This window comes from Candidatus Midichloria mitochondrii IricVA (genome assembly GCF_000219355.1).
GTDB classification, from domain to species: Bacteria; Pseudomonadota; Alphaproteobacteria; order Rickettsiales; family Midichloriaceae; genus Midichloria; species Midichloria mitochondrii.
Window position 1 is genome coordinate 60318 of the sequence record NC_015722.1, and the last position, 22876, is coordinate 83193.

Genomic DNA, 22876 nt, shown 5'->3' on the forward strand with positions numbered 1-22876 from the left:
ACATAGGCTCTAATAACATAAAAAGCTAGAATCCCTTTCAAAGTTTCCCGAGCAAATAAAGGTGAGTACCTGAATAATCAGGGTTTATATCCGGTTATCTTCGTTAATTTTAAAGATGTTACGGGAAGTACATGGCAAGAGGTAGAAAGCAAGTTAAGATTAACAATTAGTAATCTTTATATGGGTTGTAGATATGTATCATGCTACTTGCGGGGTGCTGTGTCCAATCCGAAATCCAGCTACTCAGACAAATATGAAGCTACTGAGTTTTTAAAAAGATACAATGCTCTACGTGAAGATAAAGCTGCCGACACAAATAAAGCAGAACTGGAGGATAGTTTAAGATTTTTAAGCGAGCTTTTAAGTAAAATCCATGGACGACCGGTATACATTTTAATAGATGAATGTGATAAAACTGTTAATCACTTATTAGAAGCAGACAATCCCGATCATGAACTTATAAAAAAGACTACTGAACTGATGTCAAATATTAGTCTGCTTGTGGTAAAGACAACAATTATTTAAAGAAAAATATACTAACTGGAATGTTCGATAGTGTAAAAAAAGAAGGGCAATCTAGTTTTAATAACGTCAATACGTATGGCATAAGTGATACTAAATTTAGTAAAAGCTTTGGTTTTAGTAATGACGAAGTTGATACTTTAATTAATAAATTGCAGTTGAGTAATAAAAGCGCGATTATCAAGCAAAACATAAAAGACTGGTATAACGGCTATACTGCCCCCGTATCAGATAATGCTGCTGTTCAAGTTTATACACCTTGGTCGGTAATGAGTTATTTAAAAGAGGTTAGTTTAGATAATTTACAGCCCCAAAGGTTATTGGTCTAAAAAACCACTACCAGCATAATACTGCAGCGCCTGCTGCGTAAAACTGCAAGCAATAATATACTTAATAAATTTGAAAAATTAACGGCAGGACAAGAATTGGAATTTGGGTATGAGCCACTTGCTTATTTATTAAAATTTGAAGAAAATTTAAGGCGAGATATTAATATTGAAGAAGCCATTTTTTCTTATTTGTTGTTTAATGCCGGTTATTTAACTGCAAGAACTGAAGGAGTTAGATATTACTTTAAAATTCCTAATTTTGAAGTGAAAAGAGATTTTGCATTGGTTATTAGAGATGAGATCCAAGTAATGGAAAAGGATGGCACTATATTGAGTTCAAAACTCGGGCGAACTTTATTGAAAGCACGGGACAATTTAGAATTTAAGAATTATCAATAGGCAGTAAAGCTGATTTTAAAAGAAGATAAAGTGGATTAGAACAGCTCTTTAAGGAGCGTAAAGATGCCTCATGCGACAGCCCAAGCTTGCAAACTTTAGTTTATTACGGCTTAGTGCGATCATAGGCAATGAAGATATATTACAAGTGCTACTCAAATATTGTAACCCGAAATTCATGGGCGCAAAGCAGGCAAACAATAAACTTAAAGTAGCGGATTTTTGTTTACATGTTTAGTAAGATAATGAATAGAAGATAAGAATCTATCCATTCATATACCAGATTTAAAGGAGAACATAATATGTTATCCATTTGTAGGGTTTTATCTTTTATATGGTCTTGGCATGGCCTCTATTATAACGGGAGGCATTAAATTACTTAATAAAAATTTACTCCAAAAGAGGTGAGTGACCAGAAGTTATTAGCAATACTTGCCTTTTAACAGATATAGTTCTTACTTTAGCCAAAGAGGCTACCCTAAAACATTGGTAACGATAAATTTGGTCTATGCGAGAATTATGATAAATACCACAGTATTGACCGAGATAGCGAGGTCCATGAATTATTCAAGAGATTTGAGAAATATGTGTTAGAGCACCGTGGATCTTATGTAGTTCTTGGAGAGCAATGTGCTGATAAATATACTAAGATTAATCCCACTGAGGTACAAATATTTAGCCTCAGTTTGACGTAAGGAGTAGGGCCCGTGAGCCTATTTTTCCATGAGATATATTGGGTTTGAAGACATAAGCCAAGAGCCCTGAGAAAGAGGTCTGCCAAGAAATTGTTTGGCGAGCGATGCCGTGGCGCTGGATTTGGCAAATCTCTTTCAATTGTCCGATGGCTGTTTCAATCAATCCACGCCCTGCAAGAAGCAGTTGTTTAAAAGCCGCAAGCGGGTTTTGTTTTTCTTAAGCCGTGTGATGAGCTCAATACCTTGATTGCTCAGTGTTTTTTGCTTATATACCACGACTCCGAATAGAGGCCTGTCAATATTGAGTCATTTTCGACAACGGCTCGATCATTGTATTACCCGAAGTCAGTGTGAATGACATAATCTCTCCTTGATCATTGAGCCAAAGAACCATCCGGTTGACGTTTTCCCACGTTTCTCTGCTAATCCCATAGTAGAAGCAGAACCTATCTCAGTTAGAAAAACAAAGTAGTTAACAATAACAAGATTAGGAAAATTCCTACCACCCAGTGTATACTCTTTAAGTGTTGTGACTGATTTGTATTTATACAGCCCAACGGCAATACAAACCACAAAGTAAAGAATGATGATAGCTATATCAATAATATGAATGTTATGCATTAGTTTACACACGTTTTTGTTACTCAACCATATAAATTAGTTACAATTAACAAGTTAAAAAAGCAAACTAATTTTCAATTTATAAAGATAATATATTGGTCAAAATATGTAGTGATAGAGCTGCCTGATGATCAAGAGCTAGATTTGGAAGATAGAATAGCTATTACTCATGAAATAATAGAGGAAATGGTGTGGGAGTGCAAATAGATATTCATAAACCGCATAAAGGAGGAAGGAACTGGCACGCCCGTTTGCTTATTACTACTAGAAGATTTGCAAGTGATGGTGAATCTCTAGGAGGTAAGGCATTAGATATTAAGTCCTCAGATATTATTATCTTTATAAATTGAAAATAGTTTGCTTTTTTAACTTGTTAATTGTAACTAATTTATATGGTTGAGTAACAAAAACGTGTGTAAACTAATGCATAACATTCATATTATTGATATAGCTATCATCATTCTTTACTTTGTGGTTTGTATTGCCGTTGGGCTGTATAAATACAAATCAGTCACAACACTTAAAGAGTATACACTGGGTGGTAGGAATTTTCCTAATCTTGTTATTGTAACTACTTTGTTTTCAACTGAGATAGGTTCTGCTTCTACTATGGGATTAGCAGAGAAAATATACACTTTAGGGGTATTTTTTTTAGTACCCATACTAGTAATGCCAATTGCTATTTGGTCAATAACAGCTCTGGTATATGGCAAAAATATAGATCAATTCACCGGATGTATTTCAGTGAGTGATATTATGAATAAATTGTATGGTAAAGTGGGGAGATGGGTTACTAACATTGCTGCAGTGCCAATGTCTATTATGGTAGTCACCATGCAATCCACAGCTCTAGGATATCTGTGTCACTACTTTTTTTCGATACCTGTTTCGTCAAGTGTAATACTCAGCACGTTAATATTGGCACTTTATTCAGCATTTGGTGGAATACGTGCCGTTGCATATACTGATGTCTTCCAGTTTTGTGTTTTGATGTTAGCGATACCTTCAGCTTGCTTCATTGTATATGGCATGGAGAGCGGAGGAGGAATAATGCATTGGCATAGAGTGTGGGATCAGTTACCTCAGGATATGCTCGAGTTCAATATTGATAGAAACAATATTGCTCTGTTTCTAAGCCTAATATTGTTTAGTTGCATTCCACAGACTGAAGGAACTTTTATACAAAGATTTCTTTTAACTAGAAACTCAAAACAACTAATGCAATGCATAAAAGCTGTTATTCCATTAAACATATTTTTTATAATTTCAGTTTGTTTGATTGGTTTTTTAGTTAAAGCCAAAGCCCCGGATATCGATCCTAACACAGCATTTGTTTATTTTATTGCAAATTATTTAATTATTGGAATTAAGGGATTAGTGATTGCAGGCTTGCTTGCAGTTATAATGTCTACAGCTGATTCTTGGTTAAATACCACTAGTGTACTTATAACCCATGATATAATTAGAAAATTGATTTCTTTAAATGATAGGCAATCATTGGCTGTTGCTAGATGCTCTACTTTTACCATGGCTGTTCTGGCAATAATTTTGTCTATATATGAAATAGGAATATTGGAGCTAGAATGGATAGGAGGTAATTTTTGGATGCCTATAATAGTAATACCTCTGTCTGCTGGCTTCTTAAAGTTTAGGACAAATTCTAAATCCTTTGTAGCTTCAGTTGTACTAGCTATAACCTTTACTTGTGTTAGTGGCTATATAGTAGGTGATTTTGCAACGATCAGCCTAATATGTGGCATGATAGGTAGTGCCGTAGGTTTATTTGGTATGCATCACTGGCAGAAAGGTCAAGGTATGGACCCAGCCGCCAAACATAAAGCACAAGCTGCTATAGAGGAAAAAGAACAATCTAAAATTGGATATGCCAACAGCGCTGAACAAATTGAAGAATGGTATCAAGAAAGTAGTGACAGAAATAAAAAAATAGAATCTTTAGTAAATGATTTATCAAAAAGTAGGCTACATTGATATACCAACCATCACTCGTGAATTGTTTATAATGTGCGTGAATGACCTAAATGGAGAATCATAGAAAAGCTTAAATACGGTATATGAATCAGAGAATAAAAAGCGTGAGACTAATATATAGATAGTGTACACAACATTGATATAATATTATCATTTTATACCTCGTTACATGTATATGTGTTGTATTATATAAGTTTAAATCAACAAAAACATTACAAGATTGTACATTGGGAAGGGGCTATGTTCCTAATATAATTCTTATTTCAACTATACTTGCCACTTTTATAGGAGCTGGATCTATTCTAGGGGTAGCAGAAAAGGTGTACAAATTTGGCATATTTTATATGATTCCTTTCCTATGTATGCCATTTTTTTGGCTGGTTACAGCCCAAATATACGGCAAGAACATTAAACAATTTCGTGGTTGTATGTCAGTCAGTGATATGCAAAAGTTAAAGGCAGAGCACTTATTATGCCGGAAGATCAGACAATTCATGAAAGAGCTAAGGAAGTAATTAACAGATATTTTGCAAAAATAGCATCAACGAGATCACAGAGCAAAATAAAATATTAAAGCTTGCTCATCTTCAGGTTATCAAAGGGGTAAATGGGGTATTAAACCGAATTATTCATCATCAAGCTATTTTTAACCAAGTCTGATATAGGGCGAGCATTAAAAGAGATTCGAGATAATGAGACAAAGGAAAATTTACTCCAGGAGGTACTAAATTCAGATAGATTAATTAAATTATATAATGAAGATGGTAAGAGTACTAAATACTATACCACTGTAGATATTAGGGATGAAGAATTGAGGTTAGTTAGGATATCTGATAAGACAAATAGCCAAATATGTTTTAATGATCTACTTAATAATATCATTAAGATCAAAGATGATATAGATAGATTATCAGATATTAGTAGAACTCAAAGGGAAGCGCTACAACATATTTTAGTTAATAGCCAAGGGATAGGATCTTACGGGGAAGAGCAGGAACTGGTAATGGCTGCTGCCTATAAAATTCTCAACAATTATAGACAAAATGTCATAGGTCTTGCTCCTACCCATAAAGCAGCATCAGAGCTTAAAAGTAAAGGATATAAGTGCAGTAGAGGGATTTCTATTTAAACTGTACAATGGTAAAGTAAAATTATCAAAAGGTAGTCTGCTAGTAGTAGATGAAGCAAGAGTGGTGGGTGATAGTGATTATTTGGAATTATTGAAGGTAGCAGGAAAATATAGCTGTAATCTGATACTTTCAGGAGATGAGAGGCAACTTACCTCGATTGAGCGAGGAGGAATGTTTGGGGTATTTGCAAATTGGTTTGGTTCATATGAATTGAATAATATTAGAAGGCAAGGCAGATAATGGGCAAGAGAGATGTCATTATGTTTTGCCAACAAAAATATTGTAGGTAGTTTGGCGTTACTTGAGCAACACAATGGTTTAAAGGCGGATCATTAAATTAGAAGAGTCGATAAATAGGTTAATTAACGACTGGAGTAGTAGTAAATATCCCATAGATGAGCGTTTAATTATTAGCTTACGTAAGAGGAAGTAGATATTTTAAATCAAGGAATAAGGGAGATACTAAAGGCAAGAGGAGTTTTAACCGGCAAAGAATATAGGCGTTATGTATCAACACATGAAGATTATATGTCAGGAGATCGTATTGTGTTTAGATCTACTAGTAAGGATTTACAGGTTGAGAATGGTGAATTTGCGACAATAACTTCAGTAAGTGATGATAAATTGACAGTTAAAACAGATAGTGGAAAAGAAATAGGATTTAATCCTCAAGAAGTAAGTTTTAAGCATGGATATGCATCTACAGTCTACAAAGCCCAAGGTGCGTTCAATTAAAGATGTATATGTATTACACAATATGGTTGGTAATAGCAGGAATTCATATGTAGCAATGACAAGAGATATAGAAGAGGTAAAACTCTATTATAATAGAAGAAGGTACCCGAAACATGGCAAGTTTAATATGTCAGCTTAGCAGGATAGATAATAGGCTATCAAGTATTGGTTTTCAGACATTAGAAGAATTAAATGCAATTGATAAGATTCACAACAAAAATCTGGTATCATGGATAAAGTAGGAGTCTGGTTTAAAGGTGTAGTAGAAGACAAAATTGACTGCAAACCACAAAACTCAAGGAGGGCTCTTGAGCTCTCCCCGAGAAGCTGGCAATGTAGATAATACAACGATAAAGTTAAAAGAGGAAGCTATGAATAATCGGAATAAGATTTATAGTGAGGAAGATCTTGGGGAATTAAAGGAGAAATTATCATATAAAGCCACAGAAATAGTCACAGCTCTTTTGGGGCAGACCAAATGAGAAGGAGAGTTTATCAAATAATTATAGCTTGCGCTGGAGAGAAGATGGACGGTGCAAAGAGAAAAAAGTTGCAATTTTTCTGAGGCTGAAAAATATTTGCAAGAAACGTTTTTAAGTAGAAAAGAGAAAGAAGTGGTACATTTCACTCAACAATTGAAAAAAGATGACCAGCAAGAAACTGAAGAATCTAAAATTAAGAGAGCTACAGGGTTATATGAAAAATCAAGATTAGTGATGAATGATGGTGATATAGAGAAACAGTATTTAAACAAGTATCGCAGGCTTGAATCTGTGTTGGAAAAATTAGGTAAGGATATTAGAGCCAATCAGATGTGGGATAGCAATAGTAAGCAATATTATCCTGCTTTAATTGCTTTTGCGAGAGATAAAGATAGGAATGTTACTGGGGGACAATCTATTTACTTGGATAAAGGAACAGCCTCTAAAACAGATATCGAGGTTAGTAAACCTTCATTTGGTAAGATAAGTGGTTCTTTTGTAGAAATTAGTAAAAAACAAAGAACTGAAGCAATTAATAAACAAGTCAGCAATTCATTTAGTAATGTAACGATTATAGCAGAGGGGTTAGAGACCGCCTTAAGATGATTTCTGTAGAGTTATCAATACGACGCACTGCGTCAACAACTAGTAATAGCCTTAATATATCATCAGCCGTATTTTAAAAAGCCCTTATTTCAGTCCTGTCCTTTACATTATTTCAGGGGGTATTTTTATACAGTGTTCGCCACAGGGAAATCTAGAATCTCCTAGTACATAATTACCAATATAAAATCGACCACTCCACATTACCTGCTAAAAAGCATTATCAGAGCCGCTTTATATAACTTTTTATAATAGCTTCAAACCAAAAGTGTTAATAAGTAGCGCTTTTTATTACTGGACAGCATAAGCTTTTATTGCTATAAGGAGCCATACACTCAAACACCCCATGGGACCTTAGTTCAGCTGGTTAGAACGCACCGCTCATAACGGTGTTGTCGCAGGTTCAAGTCCTGCAGGTCCCACCACATTTTTTATAATTATGAAGAAAAAGCTTTCCATTAAAACTTATGGCTGCCAAATGAATGTCTACGATTCCATTCGCATGGGGGACCTATTAAAACCTCATGGATTTGAAGTAGTTGCAGATACTTATTCAGAAGATCTAGATATGATCATTTTTAATACTTGTCATATTAGAGAAAAAGCGGCCGAAAAAGTTTATTCTGAATTGGATAAAGTGAAAAAAAAGAAGACAATAAGAAACAAAAACGGCCAAGAAATGATAATTGTTGTAGCTGGCTGTACAGCTCAAGCTGAAGGAGAGGAGGTTTTTAGACGTGCCCCTTATGTTGATATCGTAGTAGGACCTCAATCATATCAAAATTTACCCGTTTTATTAGAACAGGTTCGAAGAGAAAAAAAGTGGGCGATTGACCTTGAATTTAAAGAAAATGATAAGTTTGATTTGCTGCCAGAGCATGATGAACTAAAAGGTCCTTCTGCTTTTTTGTCTGTCCAAGAAGGCTGTGATAAATTTTGTCACTTCTGCGTTGTTCCTTATACACGGGGCAGTGAATACTCAAGAGCGGTACCAGTAATACATAGAGAAGCTTCAAAATTAGTGAGCCTAGGAGCAAAAGAAATTAATTTACTTGGGCAAAACGTCAGCGCTTATCATGCAGATATTGAAGGAGAACAGTGGAACTTGGGGAAATTAATTAAGCATTTGGCTAAAATTAAAGATCTACAACGCATCCGCTATACAACATCTCATCCCAAAGACATGCTTGATTCTGATTTATTTGCAGTGCATAAGGATGAACCTAAGCTTATGCCCTTCTTACACTTACCGGTACAGTCTGGTTCTGATAAGATATTAAAGGCCATGAATAGACAGCATACTGGAGATTTTTATTTTAAAATTATAGATAAATTTAGAGAATATAAGCCTGACATGGCATTTTCTTCAGATTTTATAGTTGGATATCCAGGAGAAACAGATCAAGATTTTCAAGATACTTTAGATCTAGTAAAAAGAATTGGCTATGCTCAATGCTATACATTCAAATATAGTCCAAGGCCTGGCACTCCTGCTTCAGTTTTAGAAAATCAAGTGCCAGAGGATATTAAATCTGAGCGCTTATATATTTTACAAGAACTGCTCGCCCAGCAACAACTAGCGTTTAATCAATCGATGGTTGGCAAGGTCCTGCCTGTTTTACTACAGAAGGATGGAAAAAAAGAAGGCCAACTCATTGGTAAATCTCCTTATATGCAGTCTGTTTTTATAGTTGCACCGAAAGAAAAAGAAGGACAGGTGGTGAATGTCTCAATCACTGCAGGCTTTCAAAATAGCCTTGCTGGGGTAATATAATTTATCTATAATAGATTTGACATAAAATAAAATTACCAATATGGATGCGCTAACCCTTGCTCGCGTACAATTTGCAGCAAATATTTCTTTTCATATTCTTTTTCCCTCCCTTAGCATAGGGTTGGGCTGGTTTTTGTTATTTTTTAAGATAAAGTACACAAAAACTGGAGATGAAGCGTGGTTCAACGCATACAAGCTTTGGGTCAAAATATTTGCCCTGTGTTTTGCGTTAGGGGTAGTAAGCGGTATTACAATGTCCTTACAATTTGGCACAAACTGGCCAGGTTTTATGGAGAAAGTTGGCAATGTAGCTGGACCTCTCTTAGCTTATGAAGTTTTAACTGCTTTCTTCTTAGAAGCAACATTTCTTGGAATTATGCTCTATGGTTTCAAAAAAGTCTCTAATAGAATACATACCCTATCTATATTTCTGGTTGCGCTAGGAACAACGCTTTCAGCTTTTTGGATTATAGCACTGAACTCATGGATGCAAACTCCTAGTGGATTCGTAATAATAGGGAATAAAATACACCCAGCAAATTGGCTTGAAATTATATTTAATCCCTCAATGCCTTATAAGTTTCTTCACATGATACTTGCCTCTTTTTTAACAGTAGCCTTTTTAATAGCTGGAATTTCTGCATATTGTAGCCTAAGAGATGGATCAACTAACACCTTTCATTTCTATACTCTAAAGGCTTCAATATATACCGCAGCTGTTTTAATCCCATTACAAATTGTGATCGGAGACATGCACGGCTTAAGTTCTTTCGAGCATCAGCCCGCTAAAATAGCTGCTATAGAAGCTATATGGGAAGATGAAAAAGGAGCTGATTTCAGGGTGTTCGCTATACCTAATGAAGAGAAGAAAAGAAATGATTTTGAAATCACTATCCCGCATCTTTCTAGCATACTCTTGACTCATAAACTCGATGGCGAGGTTAGAGGCCTGAAAAGTTTTCCTTACCACCCTCCTGTTGCTTCTGTGTTTTTTACGTTTAGAATTATGATAGGCATCGGGGTGCTAATGTTGTTGGTAGCCTGGACTATTAGCTTCTGCTTGCTTAAAAATAATTATTTATCAACCCTCAAGTTAAAGGCGCTTACCTATATGACTTTTAGTGGATGGATTGCAATACTTGCTGGTTGGTATACTGCAGAAATTGGGCGTCAGCCTTGGGTTGTTTATAACATACTTCTTACCAAAGACGCAGCCGCAAGAACTGTATCTGGAGGCATGATAGCTTCGTCGCTTGCCCTTTATATCGTTACTTATAGCTCTTTAGTAATATTCTTTATTCTTTTAATTTTTTATTTGGCGAGAAAGTCAATATATGCTGGTGTAGGACTGCCTAAAAAAGAGGAGGTGTGAGATGGAATTTTTTTCTAATAGTGAAATACTACCAATAATTTTCACCTTCTTGATGGGATTAGCAATTTTTGTTTATGTTATCCTGGATGGCTATGACCTTGGAGTTGGGATAGCAATGAAATATGCAACTCCTCAGGAACGCGATATTATGATGGCATCTATTGGGCCATTTTGGGATGCTAATGAAACGTGGTTAGTATTTGGTGTAGGTATACTTCTCGTTGCCTTTCCAATGGCTCATGGAGCAATACTAACCGCGTTATATTTGCCAGCAATTATAATGTCAATAGGTATAGCTTTGCGCGGCGTATCATTTGACTTCAGAGCCAAGGCTCAAGCTAATCATAAAAATAGATGGGACAACTGTTTTATTATAGGTTCAACTTTAACTTCGCTGGCACAAGGGTACATGTTAGGTTCTTACATTACCGGATTTCAAAACGATATACGCTATTTACTGTTTAATTTGCTAGTAGCCGTGTGTCTTGCAGCTGGTTATTTATTTATTGGATCAAGCTGGTTAATAATGAAAACCTCAGATAAATTACAGAAAAAAGCAGTATCCTGGGCTCGCTTTAGCGTATGGTTTACTGTTGCGGGTATGAGTATGGTTTCAATCGCTACCCCTTTACTTAGCGAACGCATCTTTAATAAATGGTTTTCTTTACCAAATTTTCTTCTCTTGATGCCAATACCAATGTTTACCGGAGTAATCATTATCTGCATTATCATAATCTTAAATAAATTGTCAGTAAGAGGAGAGAGATTTTCTTGGATACCTTTTGCTAGTGGTGCAGTATTATTTTTCTTGGGGTTTATAGGGTTAGCGTATAGCTTCTATCCTTATATTGTACCGGAAAAGATGACCATATTTGAAGCTGCCAGCGCTTCTGAATCATTACTTATCATATTAATAGGTGCCCTTATTGTTCTGCCCTTAATTATCGGCTACACCGTATTTTCTTACAAGGTGTTTTCAGGGAAGGCTGATAAACTAGAGTATTACTAATTTACCTCAGTTTGACGTTAAGGAGTAGGCCCGTGAGCCTATTTTTCCATGAGATATATTGGGTTGAAGACATAAGCCAAGAGCCCTGAGAAGAGGCCTGCCAAGAAATTGTTTGGCGAGTGATGCCGTGGCGCTGGATTTGGCAAATCTCTTTCAATTCTCCGATGGCTGTTTCAATCAATCCACGCCCTGCAAGAAGCAGTTGTTTAAAAGCCGCAAGCGGGTTTTGTTTTTCATGTTTTTCTTAAGCCGTGTGATGAGCTCAATACCTTGATTGCTCAGTGTTTTTGCTTATATACCACCGATCTCCGAATAGAAGGCCTGTCAAATATTGAGTCAGTTTTTTCGACAACGGCTCGATCATCTGTATTACCCGAAGTCAGTGTGAATGACATAATCTCTCCTTGATCATTGAGGCCAAAGAACCATCCGGGTCGACGTTTTCCCACGCTGAGCGACGCCTTTAAGGACCTTATTACGGCTAATACGTAAGTTATGACAAACCTTTTCCAGCTTTTTGTTGAGTCAACGTACCTGTTTGTTTCCCTTTGCAGCAATTCAGCAGAATGACCAACGGGATGACCGCGTCTCTCGCATCCAGCTCAACAAGGCGATTTGTAGCTGATAAGCTTCGGCAATTCCTCTCTGAGAGAGATTTGAAAACAGTTTAGGTAAAAATCTTTGAATCCGGTAATGCCCTCAAATGAAACAAAACGAGGATCGTTATAACTTCGGAAAGCATCATCCCAGACTCTCGTTCCCTTTGTCTCTGCGAGTTTCTTAAGGATCTTTGGTACGTGAGTTGTCGCTTGCAAAAATCATCAATCAAACAAAATATTTCTACTAGGGAAACCACTTTCCTTATTTATTTTCAGAATAAATATCCTTAAAGGTAATTAGAATAACTGGGTATTTCACTTGATATAACTCAATATACTTTATAGCCTATTATAGCAAAAGACGTAAGCATTAGTAAATCTATATGATACCTTTCTACTACCGAGTTACAACCGGGAGTTGCGTGCCGACCAACAATTTAAAAAATCCCCGTAAACACAACAAAATACAATAACTCAATCCACAACTATAGGTCGCACTAATTCCGCGGGTAATCAGATCTTGAAAATCAGACATTGTGAGTATATAAATGCTGCAGTATTTAATTTTTCAAAGGAAGAACGTGGAACAGACGCTCTCTATTATAAAACCAGATGCAGTTAAACAAGGTTTCGAATCTCAAATTAATGAAAGATTTGAAAAGTCTGAATTAAGAATAGTAAAACAAAAAAAATTGCACTTAACCAAGGAGGAGGCGGAAAACTTTTATGCTGTACATAAAGAGCGACCTTTCTTCAATGCTCTCGTTGCATACATGACTTCTGGTGAGGTGATAGTTCAAGTCCTAGAAGGTGAAAATGCAGTAATGCGAAATAGAGAAATTATGGGAGCTACAGACCCAAAAGCAGCTGCTCCTGGAACTATTAGAAAAGACTTTGGCCAAAGTATCGAAGCAAATGCAGTGCATGGCTCGGATTCATTAGAAAATGCTACCAATGAAATAAAATTCTTTTTTGGTGACTAGTCCGCTGATTATGTTTACTGTCCAAAGAGTAAAAGCAAGACAAATTTTAGATAGTCGTGGCAACCCAACTGTTGAAGTTGATTTAGCCCTTTCCTCTGGCGCTTTCGGTCGCGCTGCTGTTCCAAGCGGCGCTTCGGTTGGTTCTAGGGAGGCCATTGAGCTGCGAGATGACAATAAAAATATTTATGCGGGAAAAGGAGTGCTTGGCGCGGTTAAAAATGTTAATACTGTTATCGCTGCTCGTATCCTCAATAAAAATTTTGCTGAGCAGAAGGTATTTGATGCTGCGTTAATTGATCTTGATGGTACCGAAACTAAGGAATTGTTAGGAGCAAACGCTATACTTGCAGTTTCGATAGCATTTGCAAAGGCTGCAGCTAGTCAAATGAATATTAATTTGTTTCAACTCATTAGCCAAAAAAGATATCCAGTTAGAATGCCAACCCCAATGCTTAACCTCATTAACGGTGGAGCACACGCTGATAATCCAATAGATATCCAAGAATTTATGATTGTGCCGAAAGCAGATAATATTTCTAGCTCTCTTGAAATAGCTGCAGCTGTTTTTCACAATTTAAAATCCACTCTAAAAAAAATGGGTCATAGTACTAACGTAGGAGACGAAGGGGGCTTTGCTCCTAATCTTCGTTCTACTGAGCTAGTGCTTGATATACTGTCTGAATCAATATTAAAATCTGGTTTGACACTAGGAGAAAATGTTGAAATAGCTCTAGATATTGCAGCAACTGAATTATTTAAAGGTAGCTTTTATCATTTAAAAGGAGAAAAAACCAAGTTAAACTCAGCAGAATTTGCACTATATCACAAAAAATTAATCGATACTTACCAAATTTGTTCGATAGAAGATCCAATGGCTGAGAATGATTTAGAAGGATGGAAAATCGTTACAGATTTAATTGGCAATAAAGTTCAGCTAGTTGGCGATGATATCTTCGTTACTAATAAATCTATTTTAGAACAGGGGATCAAAAAGGGCTTAGCTAATGCGCTTTTAGTAAAGATGAATCAAGTTGGAACATTAACAGAAACATTACAAGCTGTTGATTTGGCCTACCAAAACGGCTATGAAACTATTGTGTCGCACCGTTCAGGAGAGACGGAAGATACCACAATTGCTCATTTGGCGGTTGGAATTGGTAGCAAATATATCAAAGCTGGATCTATTTGCAGGACTGATCGTGTTTGCAAATATAATGAGCTACTGCGCGTCTCAGAGTCATTATGCTAATTTTAGCAGTCGATACTTGTTGTGGGCCTTTTTCTATTGCAATAAAAAGAGATAAGCATTTATTAGTACATATCGTTGAAACTCAAGAAAACAAGCAAGCTGAACTTTTAGTATCAACTATAGAAGAAGCCTTATCTAAAGCCGGAATCTCTTATATAGATCTTGAATTGGTAGCGGTGACCAATGGGCCTGGTAGCTTCACTGGCATAAGAGCTGGGCTTGCATCTATTTATGCGATCTCTTCGGTTTTAAACATACCATGCATTGGAGTGACCACCACGGAGGTGCTTGTTCATCAACTCATAAAAACTATCTTAGAAGATAAATTTTATATCACAGTTGCGGCCGGAAGGGGTAGATATTACTGTCAATTATTTAACCGCTCCTTAAGTGCCTTAAGTGAAACAAAACTCTTGGAAGGTGAAGAGATTAGCCGATTAAACGAAGCTATTTATGGAGATTATAGACAAAAAACAATTATAGATACTGCAGTAGTAGCCGATATCGGTTCAGCAAAATTTAAGAATCGTGACATTCGATTGCCTATCGCACTATACAAGTAATTATTATGATAATTTTTGCTGTTCATGGTTGCATAAATTTCCAACCAGGGTACAATACAAGTAGAGTAGAAAAAATAGGTTGCTTACATGAGATCTGAGAGAAAAACCACAGATAGAAAAGCTTTTTATCTAGATAAATATATAGATCAAAGAGAAATAACGATATACTGCAATGATGCGCCAGGAGTTCCTGTGTTAGCTGATATTTTAGGGCTAACAACAGCTGCACTTGTTGCTGCAGTTTGCTTTCCTAGCGCCATAGCGCACTTTGTTGGTACTACAATCGGCGCTGCTAGAATTGGGGATATAATTACAGAGCAGCCTTGGAAACTTATAGAACAACCCTTAAAAATATTTGCTGTAATAGCATGCAGTAGAGCAATTCGTGATTTTTCGGTAGATTTTCTGAAGAGTTCGTCTACACCTATAGGCCTTAATACTCACCTCACTGTAGGACTTAAAGACGCACAGAGCAGCAAAGAAAACTCAGCTGAAGATAATTATAATGAGCACAGAAAGTGTGAGCATGCTATTGAAGCACAGGTTAAGCCATTAAATACAAACAACAGCTTTGTTTACCATGATGGCGGAGTAGCCTCTAATGAAGAAGCTCACACCGAAGAACGACCTATTGCTAATGAGCATCCAATTCCAGATACAGAATAAGTTTAAGATACTTACTTGTTCGAGGCTGCTTTGATATTCTAAACAAGAGTCATTATTTTTCGACTCATTATGTACATTTCTTAGTTGAATTTCAAATATTATTCTGCTAGATACCAATATGGTCAACTTTTAAGGGGTAGTAATATGATAAAGCATGAAAAAAATTATTCAGCAGAAGAGGTAGTACCTGCTACTGAAAACGGTTTCTGTGAAACTGTGAAAGATGTTGGGCTCCCTACGCCCTTAGTTTTGACGCTCGCATCATTTGCGGCTTTTATATATATAGCGAGAAAACCTGAGGAGTTCTTATCCGAAGCTGCATCTATTTCGGAAGGGTGGAAGGTTCTAATTTATACAGTATCTGCCACAACTTTAGCTGGGCTTACTTTGCTGTCTCTCGGTTCCTTTTTAGTAAATTGGTTTAAATCAGAAGATCCAAGTTCTAAGGATCAAATTTTTGTAGATTTAAAGAAGGAAGATATTAACGTGGAACAATTAATACCGAGCTATGATAAACTTCAGGCATCTAAGCCTGTACTTGAGGAGCCGACTTTGAGGGCTACAGCCAGTTTTGTTTACAATAACGATTCAAGTGCTGCTGAGAGTATTAGCCGGCCTTCAGAACCAGAGAATGAAAGCTCAACCACAAGAAAATATATGCAGTCATTTGGGCATTATCTTGAGGAAGAATTTTATCCGGCTTAGGAAGAAGTTTAAGGCGACTGCAAGGCGCTATGGAGAGGTCGCGTCCTGGAAAGGGGGCAGGCTCGCCTCTTCGTCGCCCTCAGTTGCCCCAGGGCTTGCCATGACAAATTTTGCAACAGTACTTTAGGCCAAAGGTGGCTCGGCGCGCAATGTCCCCTCTATACTTTCAATCTGCCATCAATCATTCTTATAGTTTCATCTATACCGTAAAGCTCTATAAAAGAACCAAAACGTGGGCCCTGGGAAGAGCCGAGCAAAACTCCATAAAGAGCTTTAAACCACTCTTTTAGGTCAAAGTTATTTTTCATTCCTATATCATAAACCTTATTTTGCAATTTTTCAGCAGGTTCGCCGTGCATATCTTTAATAGCACTAGACAGTTCTAAAATTGCTGCTCTTTCTTTATCATTAGGAGTCTTAAAATTTAAATGTGGTTTTACAAAATCTTTATAATAATTTATAGCACCGCGGATCATGCTGTCCAGCAAACTATTTTCTCCCTTCTTAGCGTTATGGCAAAATTTGCTTACATAACGCCAAACAACTTCTTCGTTATCTGTATTGCAAGCGTTCACTAGATTTAACAGTAAGGAATAACTTATATTAACAGCAGCAGATGGGATTTTGCCGTGATGTATATGGTGTATAGGGCTTGCTAACCTCTTTAATTCATTTTCCTCTTTATGGTAAGCATTTAAATGCATAATATATTCATCCACATTTTTAGGTATAACATCAAAGTAGAGCTTCTTTGCTTTTTGGAGGCTTACATACATAAATAACGCTAGACTTTCTTGCGGAGCATATTTAAGCCACTCATCAATGGTCAACCCGTTGCCTTTTGATTTAGAGATTTTCTCCCCCTTTTCATCTAAAAACAATTCATAGAACATTTGATGAGGACCTGGTCCGCCTAAAACCTTACATATCTTAGTATATATAGGACCGTTTACTAAATGGTCTTTACCGTACATTTCAAAATCCACATCTAAAGCATACCATCTCATTCCGAAGTCCGGTTTCCACTGCATTTTGCAATATCCATCCTTAACAGAAGTAGTGCAAATTTCGCCTTCCAAATCTTTATAGGTTATAGTGCCATTTTCTTCATCTCTTGAGATCACAGGTACCTGCAAGACTTTACCAGTCTTTTGGCAGATAGGCAGAAACGGACTGTAGGTGGCTTGTCTTTCGGGTCCAAGAGTTGGTAACATTATAGCCATTATTTCGTCGTAGTGCCGCAATGCATGCACGAGCGCATCATTAAACAATCCTTTTTTATAGTATTCTGTAGCACTTTGAAATTCATACTCGAAACCAAAACTATCCAAAAATCTTCTAAGTCTCGCATTCATATTATGCCCAAAGCTTTCATGGGTACCAAAAGGATCCGGAATACTGGTTAACGGTAAGTCCATGTATTTTTTGTATTCTTCTTTGTTTGGTATAGTATCGGGAATTTTTCTCATGCCATCCATATCATCAGAAAAACAAAATAACCTTGTTGGAATGTCGGACATCATTTCAAAGGCTTTTCTTACCATGGTAGTTCTCACCACTTCTCCAAAAGTGCCTATGTGAGGTAAGCCAGAAGGACCATAACCTGTTTCAAAAAGTACATATCCTTTGGATGGTATCTTGTTGTTGAGTTTCTTTAGTATTTTTTCCGCTTCAATAAGGGGCCATGCGCGTACTTGTAGTAAACTCTCTATTCTATCCATAGAAAAACAGCCAAAAATTTTAGTCAATGGCATTATAATCAAAAAGTTTGCTTTCGCTATAAAAATTTTATTTATTAGGCTTTAAAAAGCTTGACACTAACGTGAATTATTTCTACTCTACGCTACGTCGCCATATCATTTGTGTATTATCAAGGGAAGAAATTATGCGTGATAGAAAGCCTTCAGAAGAGCAGATTCGGTGACAGGAGTAGGGCAACCTACCTGAACCTGTCATTTAGGCTTTGAAGAACGTTATAAATTGAGCATGTACAGATGATTACAGCGTTTATGAATACTATAAAATCTCCACGCACCATCACGAAACAAAGGCTGAAACCTCATTGTGGTAGAATCAAAGAATTCTTTAATTAAGGCATTATCTAGCTAGTTTTAATCGAAGAACGAAGCGCTACAGCAAATTCCTGAGGATGCTTTGCGCTACTCTTACTCTCTTCTTCCATAGGCATTTGCTGGATTTGAAACTCCTATCTATAAATATTAGGCAATGCCTGTAGCTCTGCTAAATTTAGTTTTAATGCAGTTTTAGAAGCTAACAAAATATTATCTTGTGTTTCGCTGCTGGTATTAAAAAGTTGTGGGAAAAAGCCCGCTAGTCTGATACTCATGAATCCTCCTTTGAAATACTTAGTCAACAAAAATGCAAGAAAATATTTATTAACGATAAAGATTAGGGAGTTGTTGTAATACGAGGTTTTATGGGCAGAATTAGTGTAATTGAATTTTATTTTGGCTAATATAATACCAAACAAAAAGTTTGCTTTTTATATATAATTTAGCTATAAATTTCTCGTCCTTATAAAGCTTCAAAGGCTTTAATTGACTTTATGGCGGGTATAGCTCAGATGGTTAGAGCGCAAGTTTGTGGCACTTGAGGTCGCGGATTCGAGTTCCGTTGCTCGCCCCATCTTAAACAGTATAAATTATGCCTTTTGTTCATCCGTATACAAGAATCAGGAGAAATAAGCGTCATGGCTGGACTAGAGAGATGTTTGCTGAAAACCATATTCATAGATCTCAACTGATCTTGCCTATATTTGTGAAAGAAGGGGAGCAAATTGCAATCCCGTCTATGCCGGATGTAAATGTACTTAGTATGGGCCTCTGTATAGATACAGTAAAAAGAGCTTATAATGAGGGGATTTCAGCGGTTGCTTTATTCCCTAGAATTAACAAATCTCTAAAAGACGAGTTTGGTGGCTATGCTATAAAACCTAATAATCTACTTTGCAAAACCATTTCTGCTATAAAGAAAGTTGTGCCAGATATCGGTATAATAGCTGACATTGCACTCGACCCTTATACAATACATGGACATGATGGAGTTTTAGATATAGAAGGGTTAGTTGATAACGATAAAACTGTTGAAATACTAACAAAGCAAGCTTTAATCCTAGCAGATTCTGGATGCGATATTCTAGCTCCTTCCGATATGATGGATGGCAGAATACGCTCTATTCGGTCTGCCCTTGAAGAGAATAAATTTTTAAATACGCAAATATTTTCTTATGCCGCTAAATATGCTTCAAAACTTTATGGACCATTTCGTGAAGCAGTTGATTCAAGTATATCCTTAGGATCAACTGATAAAAAACACTATCAGCTAAATCCTGCTAATATTAATGAAGCGATGCGAAAAGTTAAACTGGATATAGCAGAAGGAGCGGATGCTATTATAGTGAAACCTTCACTTTTTTATTTAGATGTTGTTAGAGAGATAAAGAACTCGTATCCAACTCCGGTAATCACTTACCAAGTAAGCGGGGAGTATACTGCGCTTAAAATTGCAGCTATACAAGGGATTTATTCTTATGAAGATGTTCAAATTGAGTTTTTACTTTCCTGTAAAAGGGCAGGGGCCTCGTGTGTTATAACCTATGGTGCACTTGAAATAGCTAAGCTATTACCAAAATAAATTTTTTAAAAGAGATCTTCGCTAGTTTTTCTACATATATGCTTTTTCATGAATAAGTAAAGCGATCTTAATTGTGTTTAGCACTGAGAAATTGGTTAATTAAATCTTCTAGAAGGTAAACTATAAAACTCAAGAAATTCTCTTGCTCCAGGATTTGATTCCTTGTCTAAATTCCTTAGCCATTTCTAGCCTTGTTTCAAGAAAATTTTTACGCTCATTAAATGTTTTTAGAAAATGATCTATAGGATAATTTCGATCTTTAAGTTTATGAGTAATCAGCTCTAATCTTGGCTTGATCGCCTGACCGTGTGGCCCCCCCCGTGATGTATCCCAGAGATCGCGATATTTAATCTGATTTGGCCTGAGTGCAAATGCGATCAACTTGTCTGCATAAATTTCTTCTCGGCTTGAGCTTGTATAATAAGGCCCGAAATCCCTATATCAACTGCATAAGGATTTTGGGAGATATCATATTAATGCATTGAAGCGCGACCACAAGCTCCCCAAGCCTATGATTTGCGTCATACTCAAGCTGTGGCCTTTTTAAAATGCTATTAGGCTTCTGCTCGGTATATAATATAAAAACTCTATAGTGCCAAAAGATTTACCACACGAAATTATATTGCTTCTTCCGGATGGCATAATTGAGATCCAATTTATTGGGATCTGTGAAACAATTCCTATATCACTTAAAGCAGTCTCTAATCTAATATAATCGACCCCAGTTTGAGGTAAATTTTAAAGAAATTATCTGATATGGCTTCAAAGAGGCTGTATAACCATTAAGTTCTTCTCAATTTCACGATAAATAAGGAAAGTGGTTTCCCTAGTAGAAATATTTTGTTTGATTGATGATTTTTGCAAGCGACAACTCACGTACCAAAGATCCTTAAGAAACTCGCAGAGACAAAGGGAACGAGAGTCTGGGATGATGCTTTCCGAAGTTATAACGATCCTCGTTTTGTTTCATTTGAGGGCATTACCGGATTCAAAGATTTTTACCTAAACTGTGTTCAAACCTCTCTCAGAGAGGAATTGCCGAAGCTTATCAGCTACAATCGCTTTGTTGAGCTGGATGCGAGACGCGGTCATCCCGTTGGTCATTCTGCTGAATTGCTGCAAAGGGAAACAAACAGGTACGTTGACTCAACAAAAAGCTGGAAGGTTTGTCATAACTTACGTACTAGCCGTAATAAGGTCCTTAAAGGCGTCGCTCAGCGTGGGAAAACGTCGACCCGGATGGTTCTTTGGCCTCAATGATCAAGGAGAGATTATGTCATTCACACTGACTTCGGGTAATACAGATGATCGAGCCGTTGTCGAGAAACTGACTCAATATTTGACAGGCCTTCTATTCGGAGATCAGTGGTATATAAGCAAAACACTGAGCAATCAAGGTATTGAGCTCATCACACGGCTTAAGAAAAACATGAAAAACAAAACCCGGCTTGCGGCTTTTAAACAACTGCTTCTTGCAGGGCGTGGATTGATTGAAACAGCCATCGGAGAATTGAAAGAGATTTGCCAAATCCAGCGCCACGGCATCACTCGCCAAACAATTTCTTGGCAGGGCTCTTGGCTTATGTCTTCAACCCAATATATCCCATGGAAAAATAGGCTCACGGGCATACTCCTTAACGTCAAACTGAGGTTACTATATGTAATCCAAATTTATTGCTGGCCAATGACTTGAGCTTTTTTTTGCAAGAAGCCTCGAAAAATTACTTTTTCTGACATGCAGACAAATAATAAATCATTTATTCCCCCAGATAAACAAAATCTTTGGTAATTTGGGGGCGAATTGTACATACTTCGGCAGGTAAGCTTTCAGTAGCAAGGAAATAATGCATGCTATAGGAGCAATTAATAATTGTTGTAATGATTTTAAAATTAATATTTTGTTCGTAAGTGTAAAAACGGCCAGTAGCGTAAAGCAATAGGACAGCCATAGTTTTATCAAAATTTAAGTACATCACAAAAGGATAAGATATGGGAGATAAGTAAGTGTAAGTTTTTGGCACTGCTAAAGCATTAGCGAATCCCGGGATAGAATGAAGTGCGAATCTAGTGATAAAAAGTAATATTAAAGTGAAAAGTAAAGCTCTTATCACAATTAATCTACTTCTAAAATAGTAGTGACATACTGCGGCGAAAGATGTTAAATAGAGTGTATATGATAAATTTCATCTCGTACTAATTTTTATGTTTCGCTATCCAGCCTTCAGGCGCTGAATTTAGTCTTCCTGATTGGGAACCGTGAGCAATTTTTCTATTATTAGTGATACTTTCTAATACAGCATCCATTTTCTCAGGGCTTAAATCCTCATAATAATCATTATTAATTTGAACTACTGGCGCATTAACACATGCGCCAAGGCATTCAACTTCAACTAAGGTGAACTGCTTGTCGTTGGTTGTTTCACCAATGTCTATACCTAACTTTTTTTTACAAATCTCAGTGATTTTATTAGAGCCGCTTAGCCAGCAAGGAGTAGTCCTGCAAACCTGAATTAAATTATCTCCAACTGGTTGCTTGTTATACATTGTATAAAAATTTGCTACCTCATAAACTTGCATTGGCGTTAAGTCTAAAAGTTTAGCTATATAATCCATAGCCGCCTTTGGTACCCAGTTATTATTTTGCTCTTGAGCAAGGTGCAACAATGGCATAACAGCACTTCTTTTGTTTTGATTCGGGTACTTTTTTAAGATCTCCTCAACTTCCTTAATATTTTGTTTTGTAAATTCAAAACTTGTAGGTTGAGTGAAATCTATTAGTTTATACATAGAAGACATAAAT

The 22876-nt window shown here is 36.6% G+C and carries 28 protein-coding genes, 2 tRNA genes and 1 pseudogene; 23 read left to right on the forward strand and 8 right to left on the reverse strand.

What is annotated here, in order from left to right:
- Positions 1–69: 69 nt before the first annotated feature.
- The 3 genes from MIDI_RS09585 to MIDI_RS00435 all read left to right on the forward strand — a co-directional run bounded on the left by MIDI_RS09585 (position 70) and on the right by MIDI_RS00435 (position 1250).
- On the forward strand, positions 70–525 hold the full coding sequence (locus MIDI_RS09585) for an AAA family ATPase (RefSeq protein WP_272941002.1): 456 nt from the start codon (positions 70–72) through the stop codon (positions 523–525).
- 20 nt (positions 526–545) lie between these two features.
- Positions 546–851, forward strand: coding sequence for a P-loop NTPase family protein (locus tag MIDI_RS09590; protein ID WP_013950629.1), 306 nt, complete (start codon positions 546–548; stop codon positions 849–851).
- 96 nt (positions 852–947) lie between these two features.
- Complete coding sequence (locus MIDI_RS00435) at positions 948–1250, forward strand: hypothetical protein (RefSeq protein WP_041185304.1); 303 nt, start codon at positions 948–950, stop codon at positions 1248–1250.
- A 678-nt stretch (positions 1251–1928) separates the two neighbouring features.
- Here MIDI_RS00435 and MIDI_RS06625 read toward each other — a convergent pair.
- On the reverse strand, positions 1929–2105 hold the full coding sequence (locus tag MIDI_RS06625) for a transposase (RefSeq protein ID WP_237697383.1): 177 nt from the start codon (positions 2103–2105) through the stop codon (positions 1929–1931).
- Between the two features lie 503 nt (positions 2106–2608).
- Here MIDI_RS06625 and MIDI_RS10060 point away from each other — a divergent pair.
- From MIDI_RS10060 to cydB, 11 genes and pseudogenes are all read left to right on the forward strand, one after another.
- Positions 2609–2880 (forward strand): annotated as a pseudogene (locus tag MIDI_RS10060) (MobA/MobL family protein); the annotation flags it as partial.
- Positions 2881–2986: 106 nt separating this feature from the next.
- The gene (locus MIDI_RS00445; RefSeq protein WP_013950630.1) at positions 2987–4552 is read left to right on the forward strand and encodes a sodium:solute symporter family protein; all 1566 of its coding nucleotides are present in this window, start codon (positions 2987–2989) and stop codon (positions 4550–4552) included.
- An 811-nt stretch (positions 4553–5363) separates the two neighbouring features.
- Positions 5364–5681 (forward strand): hypothetical protein, encoded by a 318-nt coding sequence (locus MIDI_RS09170; protein WP_052567645.1) that lies wholly within the window; start codon positions 5364–5366, stop codon positions 5679–5681.
- A gap of 64 nt (positions 5682–5745) precedes the next feature.
- Positions 5746–5922: an AAA family ATPase gene (locus MIDI_RS10015; protein ID WP_338140305.1), complete on the forward strand. Its 177-nt coding sequence runs from the start codon at positions 5746–5748 to the stop codon at positions 5920–5922.
- A gap of 288 nt (positions 5923–6210) precedes the next feature.
- Positions 6211–6417: a hypothetical protein gene (locus MIDI_RS09180; protein ID WP_052567647.1), complete on the forward strand. Its 207-nt coding sequence runs from the start codon at positions 6211–6213 to the stop codon at positions 6415–6417.
- A gap of 113 nt (positions 6418–6530) precedes the next feature.
- Entirely contained in the window at positions 6531–6659 is a 129-nt protein-coding gene (locus MIDI_RS09595) for a hypothetical protein (RefSeq protein ID WP_272940969.1), read from the forward strand.
- Positions 6660–6950: 291 nt separating this feature from the next.
- Positions 6951–7505, forward strand: a complete 555-nt coding sequence (locus MIDI_RS09185; RefSeq protein ID WP_041185307.1) for a DUF7146 domain-containing protein — start codon at positions 6951–6953, stop codon at positions 7503–7505.
- A 345-nt stretch (positions 7506–7850) separates the two neighbouring features.
- Positions 7851–7927: transfer RNA gene (locus MIDI_RS00465), tRNA-Met, on the forward strand.
- A 14-nt stretch (positions 7928–7941) separates the two neighbouring features.
- On the forward strand, positions 7942–9276 hold the full coding sequence (gene miaB, locus MIDI_RS00470; protein ID WP_013950632.1) for a tRNA (N6-isopentenyl adenosine(37)-C2)-methylthiotransferase MiaB: 1335 nt from the start codon (positions 7942–7944) through the stop codon (positions 9274–9276).
- Positions 9277–9316: 40 nt separating this feature from the next.
- Positions 9317–10648, forward strand: coding sequence for a cytochrome ubiquinol oxidase subunit I (locus MIDI_RS00475; protein WP_013950633.1), 1332 nt, complete (start codon positions 9317–9319; stop codon positions 10646–10648).
- A 1-nt stretch (position 10649) separates the two neighbouring features.
- Complete coding sequence (gene cydB / locus MIDI_RS00480) at positions 10650–11657, forward strand: cytochrome d ubiquinol oxidase subunit II (RefSeq protein WP_013950634.1); 1008 nt, start codon at positions 10650–10652, stop codon at positions 11655–11657.
- 1 nt (position 11658) lies between these two features.
- Here cydB and MIDI_RS08330 read toward each other — a convergent pair whose 3' ends face one another.
- The 3 genes from MIDI_RS08330 to MIDI_RS07700 all read right to left on the reverse strand — a co-directional run bounded on the left by MIDI_RS08330 (position 11659) and on the right by MIDI_RS07700 (position 12472).
- On the reverse strand, positions 11659–11838 hold the full coding sequence (locus MIDI_RS08330; RefSeq protein ID WP_160162164.1) for a hypothetical protein: 180 nt from the start codon (positions 11836–11838) through the stop codon (positions 11659–11661).
- Between the two features lie 97 nt (positions 11839–11935).
- Entirely contained in the window at positions 11936–12214 is a 279-nt protein-coding gene (locus MIDI_RS10560) for a transposase (protein ID WP_237697386.1), read from the reverse strand.
- 45 nt (positions 12215–12259) lie between these two features.
- The gene (locus tag MIDI_RS07700; protein ID WP_148234078.1) at positions 12260–12472 is read right to left on the reverse strand and encodes a hypothetical protein; all 213 of its coding nucleotides are present in this window, start codon (positions 12470–12472) and stop codon (positions 12260–12262) included.
- Positions 12473–12804: 332 nt separating this feature from the next.
- Here MIDI_RS07700 and ndk point away from each other — a divergent pair, with 332 nt between their 5' ends.
- From ndk to MIDI_RS00505, 5 genes are all read left to right on the forward strand, one after another.
- Positions 12805–13239, forward strand: coding sequence for a nucleoside-diphosphate kinase (gene ndk, locus MIDI_RS00485; RefSeq protein WP_013950636.1), 435 nt, complete (start codon positions 12805–12807; stop codon positions 13237–13239).
- Between the two features lie 4 nt (positions 13240–13243).
- On the forward strand, positions 13244–14488 hold the full coding sequence (eno, locus tag MIDI_RS00490; protein ID WP_320408584.1) for a phosphopyruvate hydratase: 1245 nt from the start codon (positions 13244–13246) through the stop codon (positions 14486–14488).
- The gene (gene tsaB, locus MIDI_RS00495) at positions 14482–15051 is read left to right on the forward strand and encodes a tRNA (adenosine(37)-N6)-threonylcarbamoyltransferase complex dimerization subunit type 1 TsaB (RefSeq protein WP_013950638.1); all 570 of its coding nucleotides are present in this window, start codon (positions 14482–14484) and stop codon (positions 15049–15051) included. The genes eno and tsaB overlap by 7 nt, the downstream gene beginning before the upstream one ends.
- A gap of 87 nt (positions 15052–15138) precedes the next feature.
- Positions 15139–15717, forward strand: coding sequence for a hypothetical protein (locus MIDI_RS00500; protein WP_013950639.1), 579 nt, complete (start codon positions 15139–15141; stop codon positions 15715–15717).
- A gap of 144 nt (positions 15718–15861) precedes the next feature.
- The gene (locus tag MIDI_RS00505) at positions 15862–16422 is read left to right on the forward strand and encodes a hypothetical protein (RefSeq protein WP_013950640.1); all 561 of its coding nucleotides are present in this window, start codon (positions 15862–15864) and stop codon (positions 16420–16422) included.
- Between the two features lie 158 nt (positions 16423–16580).
- Here MIDI_RS00505 and MIDI_RS00510 read toward each other — a convergent pair whose 3' ends face one another.
- Together MIDI_RS00510 and MIDI_RS00515 are read right to left on the reverse strand one after the other, a co-directional pair.
- Positions 16581–18143, reverse strand: coding sequence for a lysine--tRNA ligase (locus tag MIDI_RS00510; protein ID WP_041185596.1), 1563 nt, complete (start codon positions 18141–18143; stop codon positions 16581–16583).
- A gap of 485 nt (positions 18144–18628) precedes the next feature.
- Positions 18629–18913: a hypothetical protein gene (locus MIDI_RS00515; protein ID WP_041185309.1), complete on the reverse strand. Its 285-nt coding sequence runs from the start codon at positions 18911–18913 to the stop codon at positions 18629–18631.
- A 78-nt stretch (positions 18914–18991) separates the two neighbouring features.
- Between MIDI_RS00515 and MIDI_RS00520 the strand changes: the two genes are divergently transcribed.
- The 4 genes from MIDI_RS00520 to MIDI_RS06145 all read left to right on the forward strand — a co-directional run bounded on the left by MIDI_RS00520 (position 18992) and on the right by MIDI_RS06145 (position 21769).
- A tRNA-His gene (locus MIDI_RS00520) sits at positions 18992–19068 on the forward strand.
- 18 nt (positions 19069–19086) lie between these two features.
- Complete coding sequence (gene hemB / locus MIDI_RS00525; RefSeq protein WP_041185310.1) at positions 19087–20076, forward strand: porphobilinogen synthase; 990 nt, start codon at positions 19087–19089, stop codon at positions 20074–20076.
- Between the two features lie 858 nt (positions 20077–20934).
- Positions 20935–21336, forward strand: coding sequence for a transposase (locus MIDI_RS09190; protein ID WP_148234079.1), 402 nt, complete (start codon positions 20935–20937; stop codon positions 21334–21336).
- Positions 21296–21769: a transposase gene (locus tag MIDI_RS06145; RefSeq protein WP_272941003.1), complete on the forward strand. Its 474-nt coding sequence runs from the start codon at positions 21296–21298 to the stop codon at positions 21767–21769. The genes MIDI_RS09190 and MIDI_RS06145 overlap by 41 nt, the downstream gene beginning before the upstream one ends.
- Positions 21770–21833: 64 nt before the next feature.
- Here MIDI_RS06145 and MIDI_RS00540 read toward each other — a convergent pair whose 3' ends face one another.
- Both MIDI_RS00540 and nuoE read right to left on the reverse strand, forming a co-directional pair.
- The gene (locus MIDI_RS00540) at positions 21834–22187 is read right to left on the reverse strand and encodes a hypothetical protein (RefSeq protein ID WP_041185312.1); all 354 of its coding nucleotides are present in this window, start codon (positions 22185–22187) and stop codon (positions 21834–21836) included.
- 82 nt (positions 22188–22269) lie between these two features.
- The gene (nuoE, locus tag MIDI_RS00545; RefSeq protein ID WP_013950646.1) at positions 22270–22872 is read right to left on the reverse strand and encodes an NADH-quinone oxidoreductase subunit NuoE; all 603 of its coding nucleotides are present in this window, start codon (positions 22870–22872) and stop codon (positions 22270–22272) included.
- Positions 22873–22876 lie beyond the last annotated feature (4 nt).

Excerpts from the sequence above, each read along its gene's own strand:
- MIDI_RS09590 (WP_013950629.1), top strand. The coding sequence starts at position 546 with ATGTTCGATAGTGTAAAAAAAGAAGGGCAATCTAGTTTTAATAACGTC.
- MIDI_RS00445 (WP_013950630.1), top strand. The coding sequence starts at position 2,987 with ATGCATAACATTCATATTATTGATATAGCTATCATCATTCTTTACTTT.
- MIDI_RS09180 (WP_052567647.1), top strand. The coding sequence starts at position 6,211 with ATGTCAGGAGATCGTATTGTGTTTAGATCTACTAGTAAGGATTTACAG.
- MIDI_RS09595 (WP_272940969.1), top strand. The coding sequence starts at position 6,531 with ATGGCAAGTTTAATATGTCAGCTTAGCAGGATAGATAATAGGCTATCA.
- miaB (WP_013950632.1), top strand. The coding sequence starts at position 7,942 with ATGAAGAAAAAGCTTTCCATTAAAACTTATGGCTGCCAAATGAATGTC.
- MIDI_RS00475 (WP_013950633.1), top strand. The coding sequence starts at position 9,317 with ATGGATGCGCTAACCCTTGCTCGCGTACAATTTGCAGCAAATATTTCT.
- cydB (WP_013950634.1), top strand. The coding sequence starts at position 10,650 with ATGGAATTTTTTTCTAATAGTGAAATACTACCAATAATTTTCACCTTC.
- ndk (WP_013950636.1), top strand. The coding sequence starts at position 12,805 with ATGCTGCAGTATTTAATTTTTCAAAGGAAGAACGTGGAACAGACGCTC.
- tsaB (WP_013950638.1), top strand. The coding sequence starts at position 14,482 with ATGCTAATTTTAGCAGTCGATACTTGTTGTGGGCCTTTTTCTATTGCA.
- MIDI_RS00500 (WP_013950639.1), top strand. The coding sequence starts at position 15,139 with ATGAGATCTGAGAGAAAAACCACAGATAGAAAAGCTTTTTATCTAGAT.
- MIDI_RS00505 (WP_013950640.1), top strand. The coding sequence starts at position 15,862 with ATGATAAAGCATGAAAAAAATTATTCAGCAGAAGAGGTAGTACCTGCT.
- MIDI_RS00510 (WP_041185596.1), bottom strand. The coding sequence starts at position 18,143 with ATGGATAGAATAGAGAGTTTACTACAAGTACGCGCATGGCCCCTTATT.
- hemB (WP_041185310.1), top strand. The coding sequence starts at position 19,087 with ATGCCTTTTGTTCATCCGTATACAAGAATCAGGAGAAATAAGCGTCAT.
- nuoE (WP_013950646.1), bottom strand. The coding sequence starts at position 22,872 with ATGTCTTCTATGTATAAACTAATAGATTTCACTCAACCTACAAGTTTT.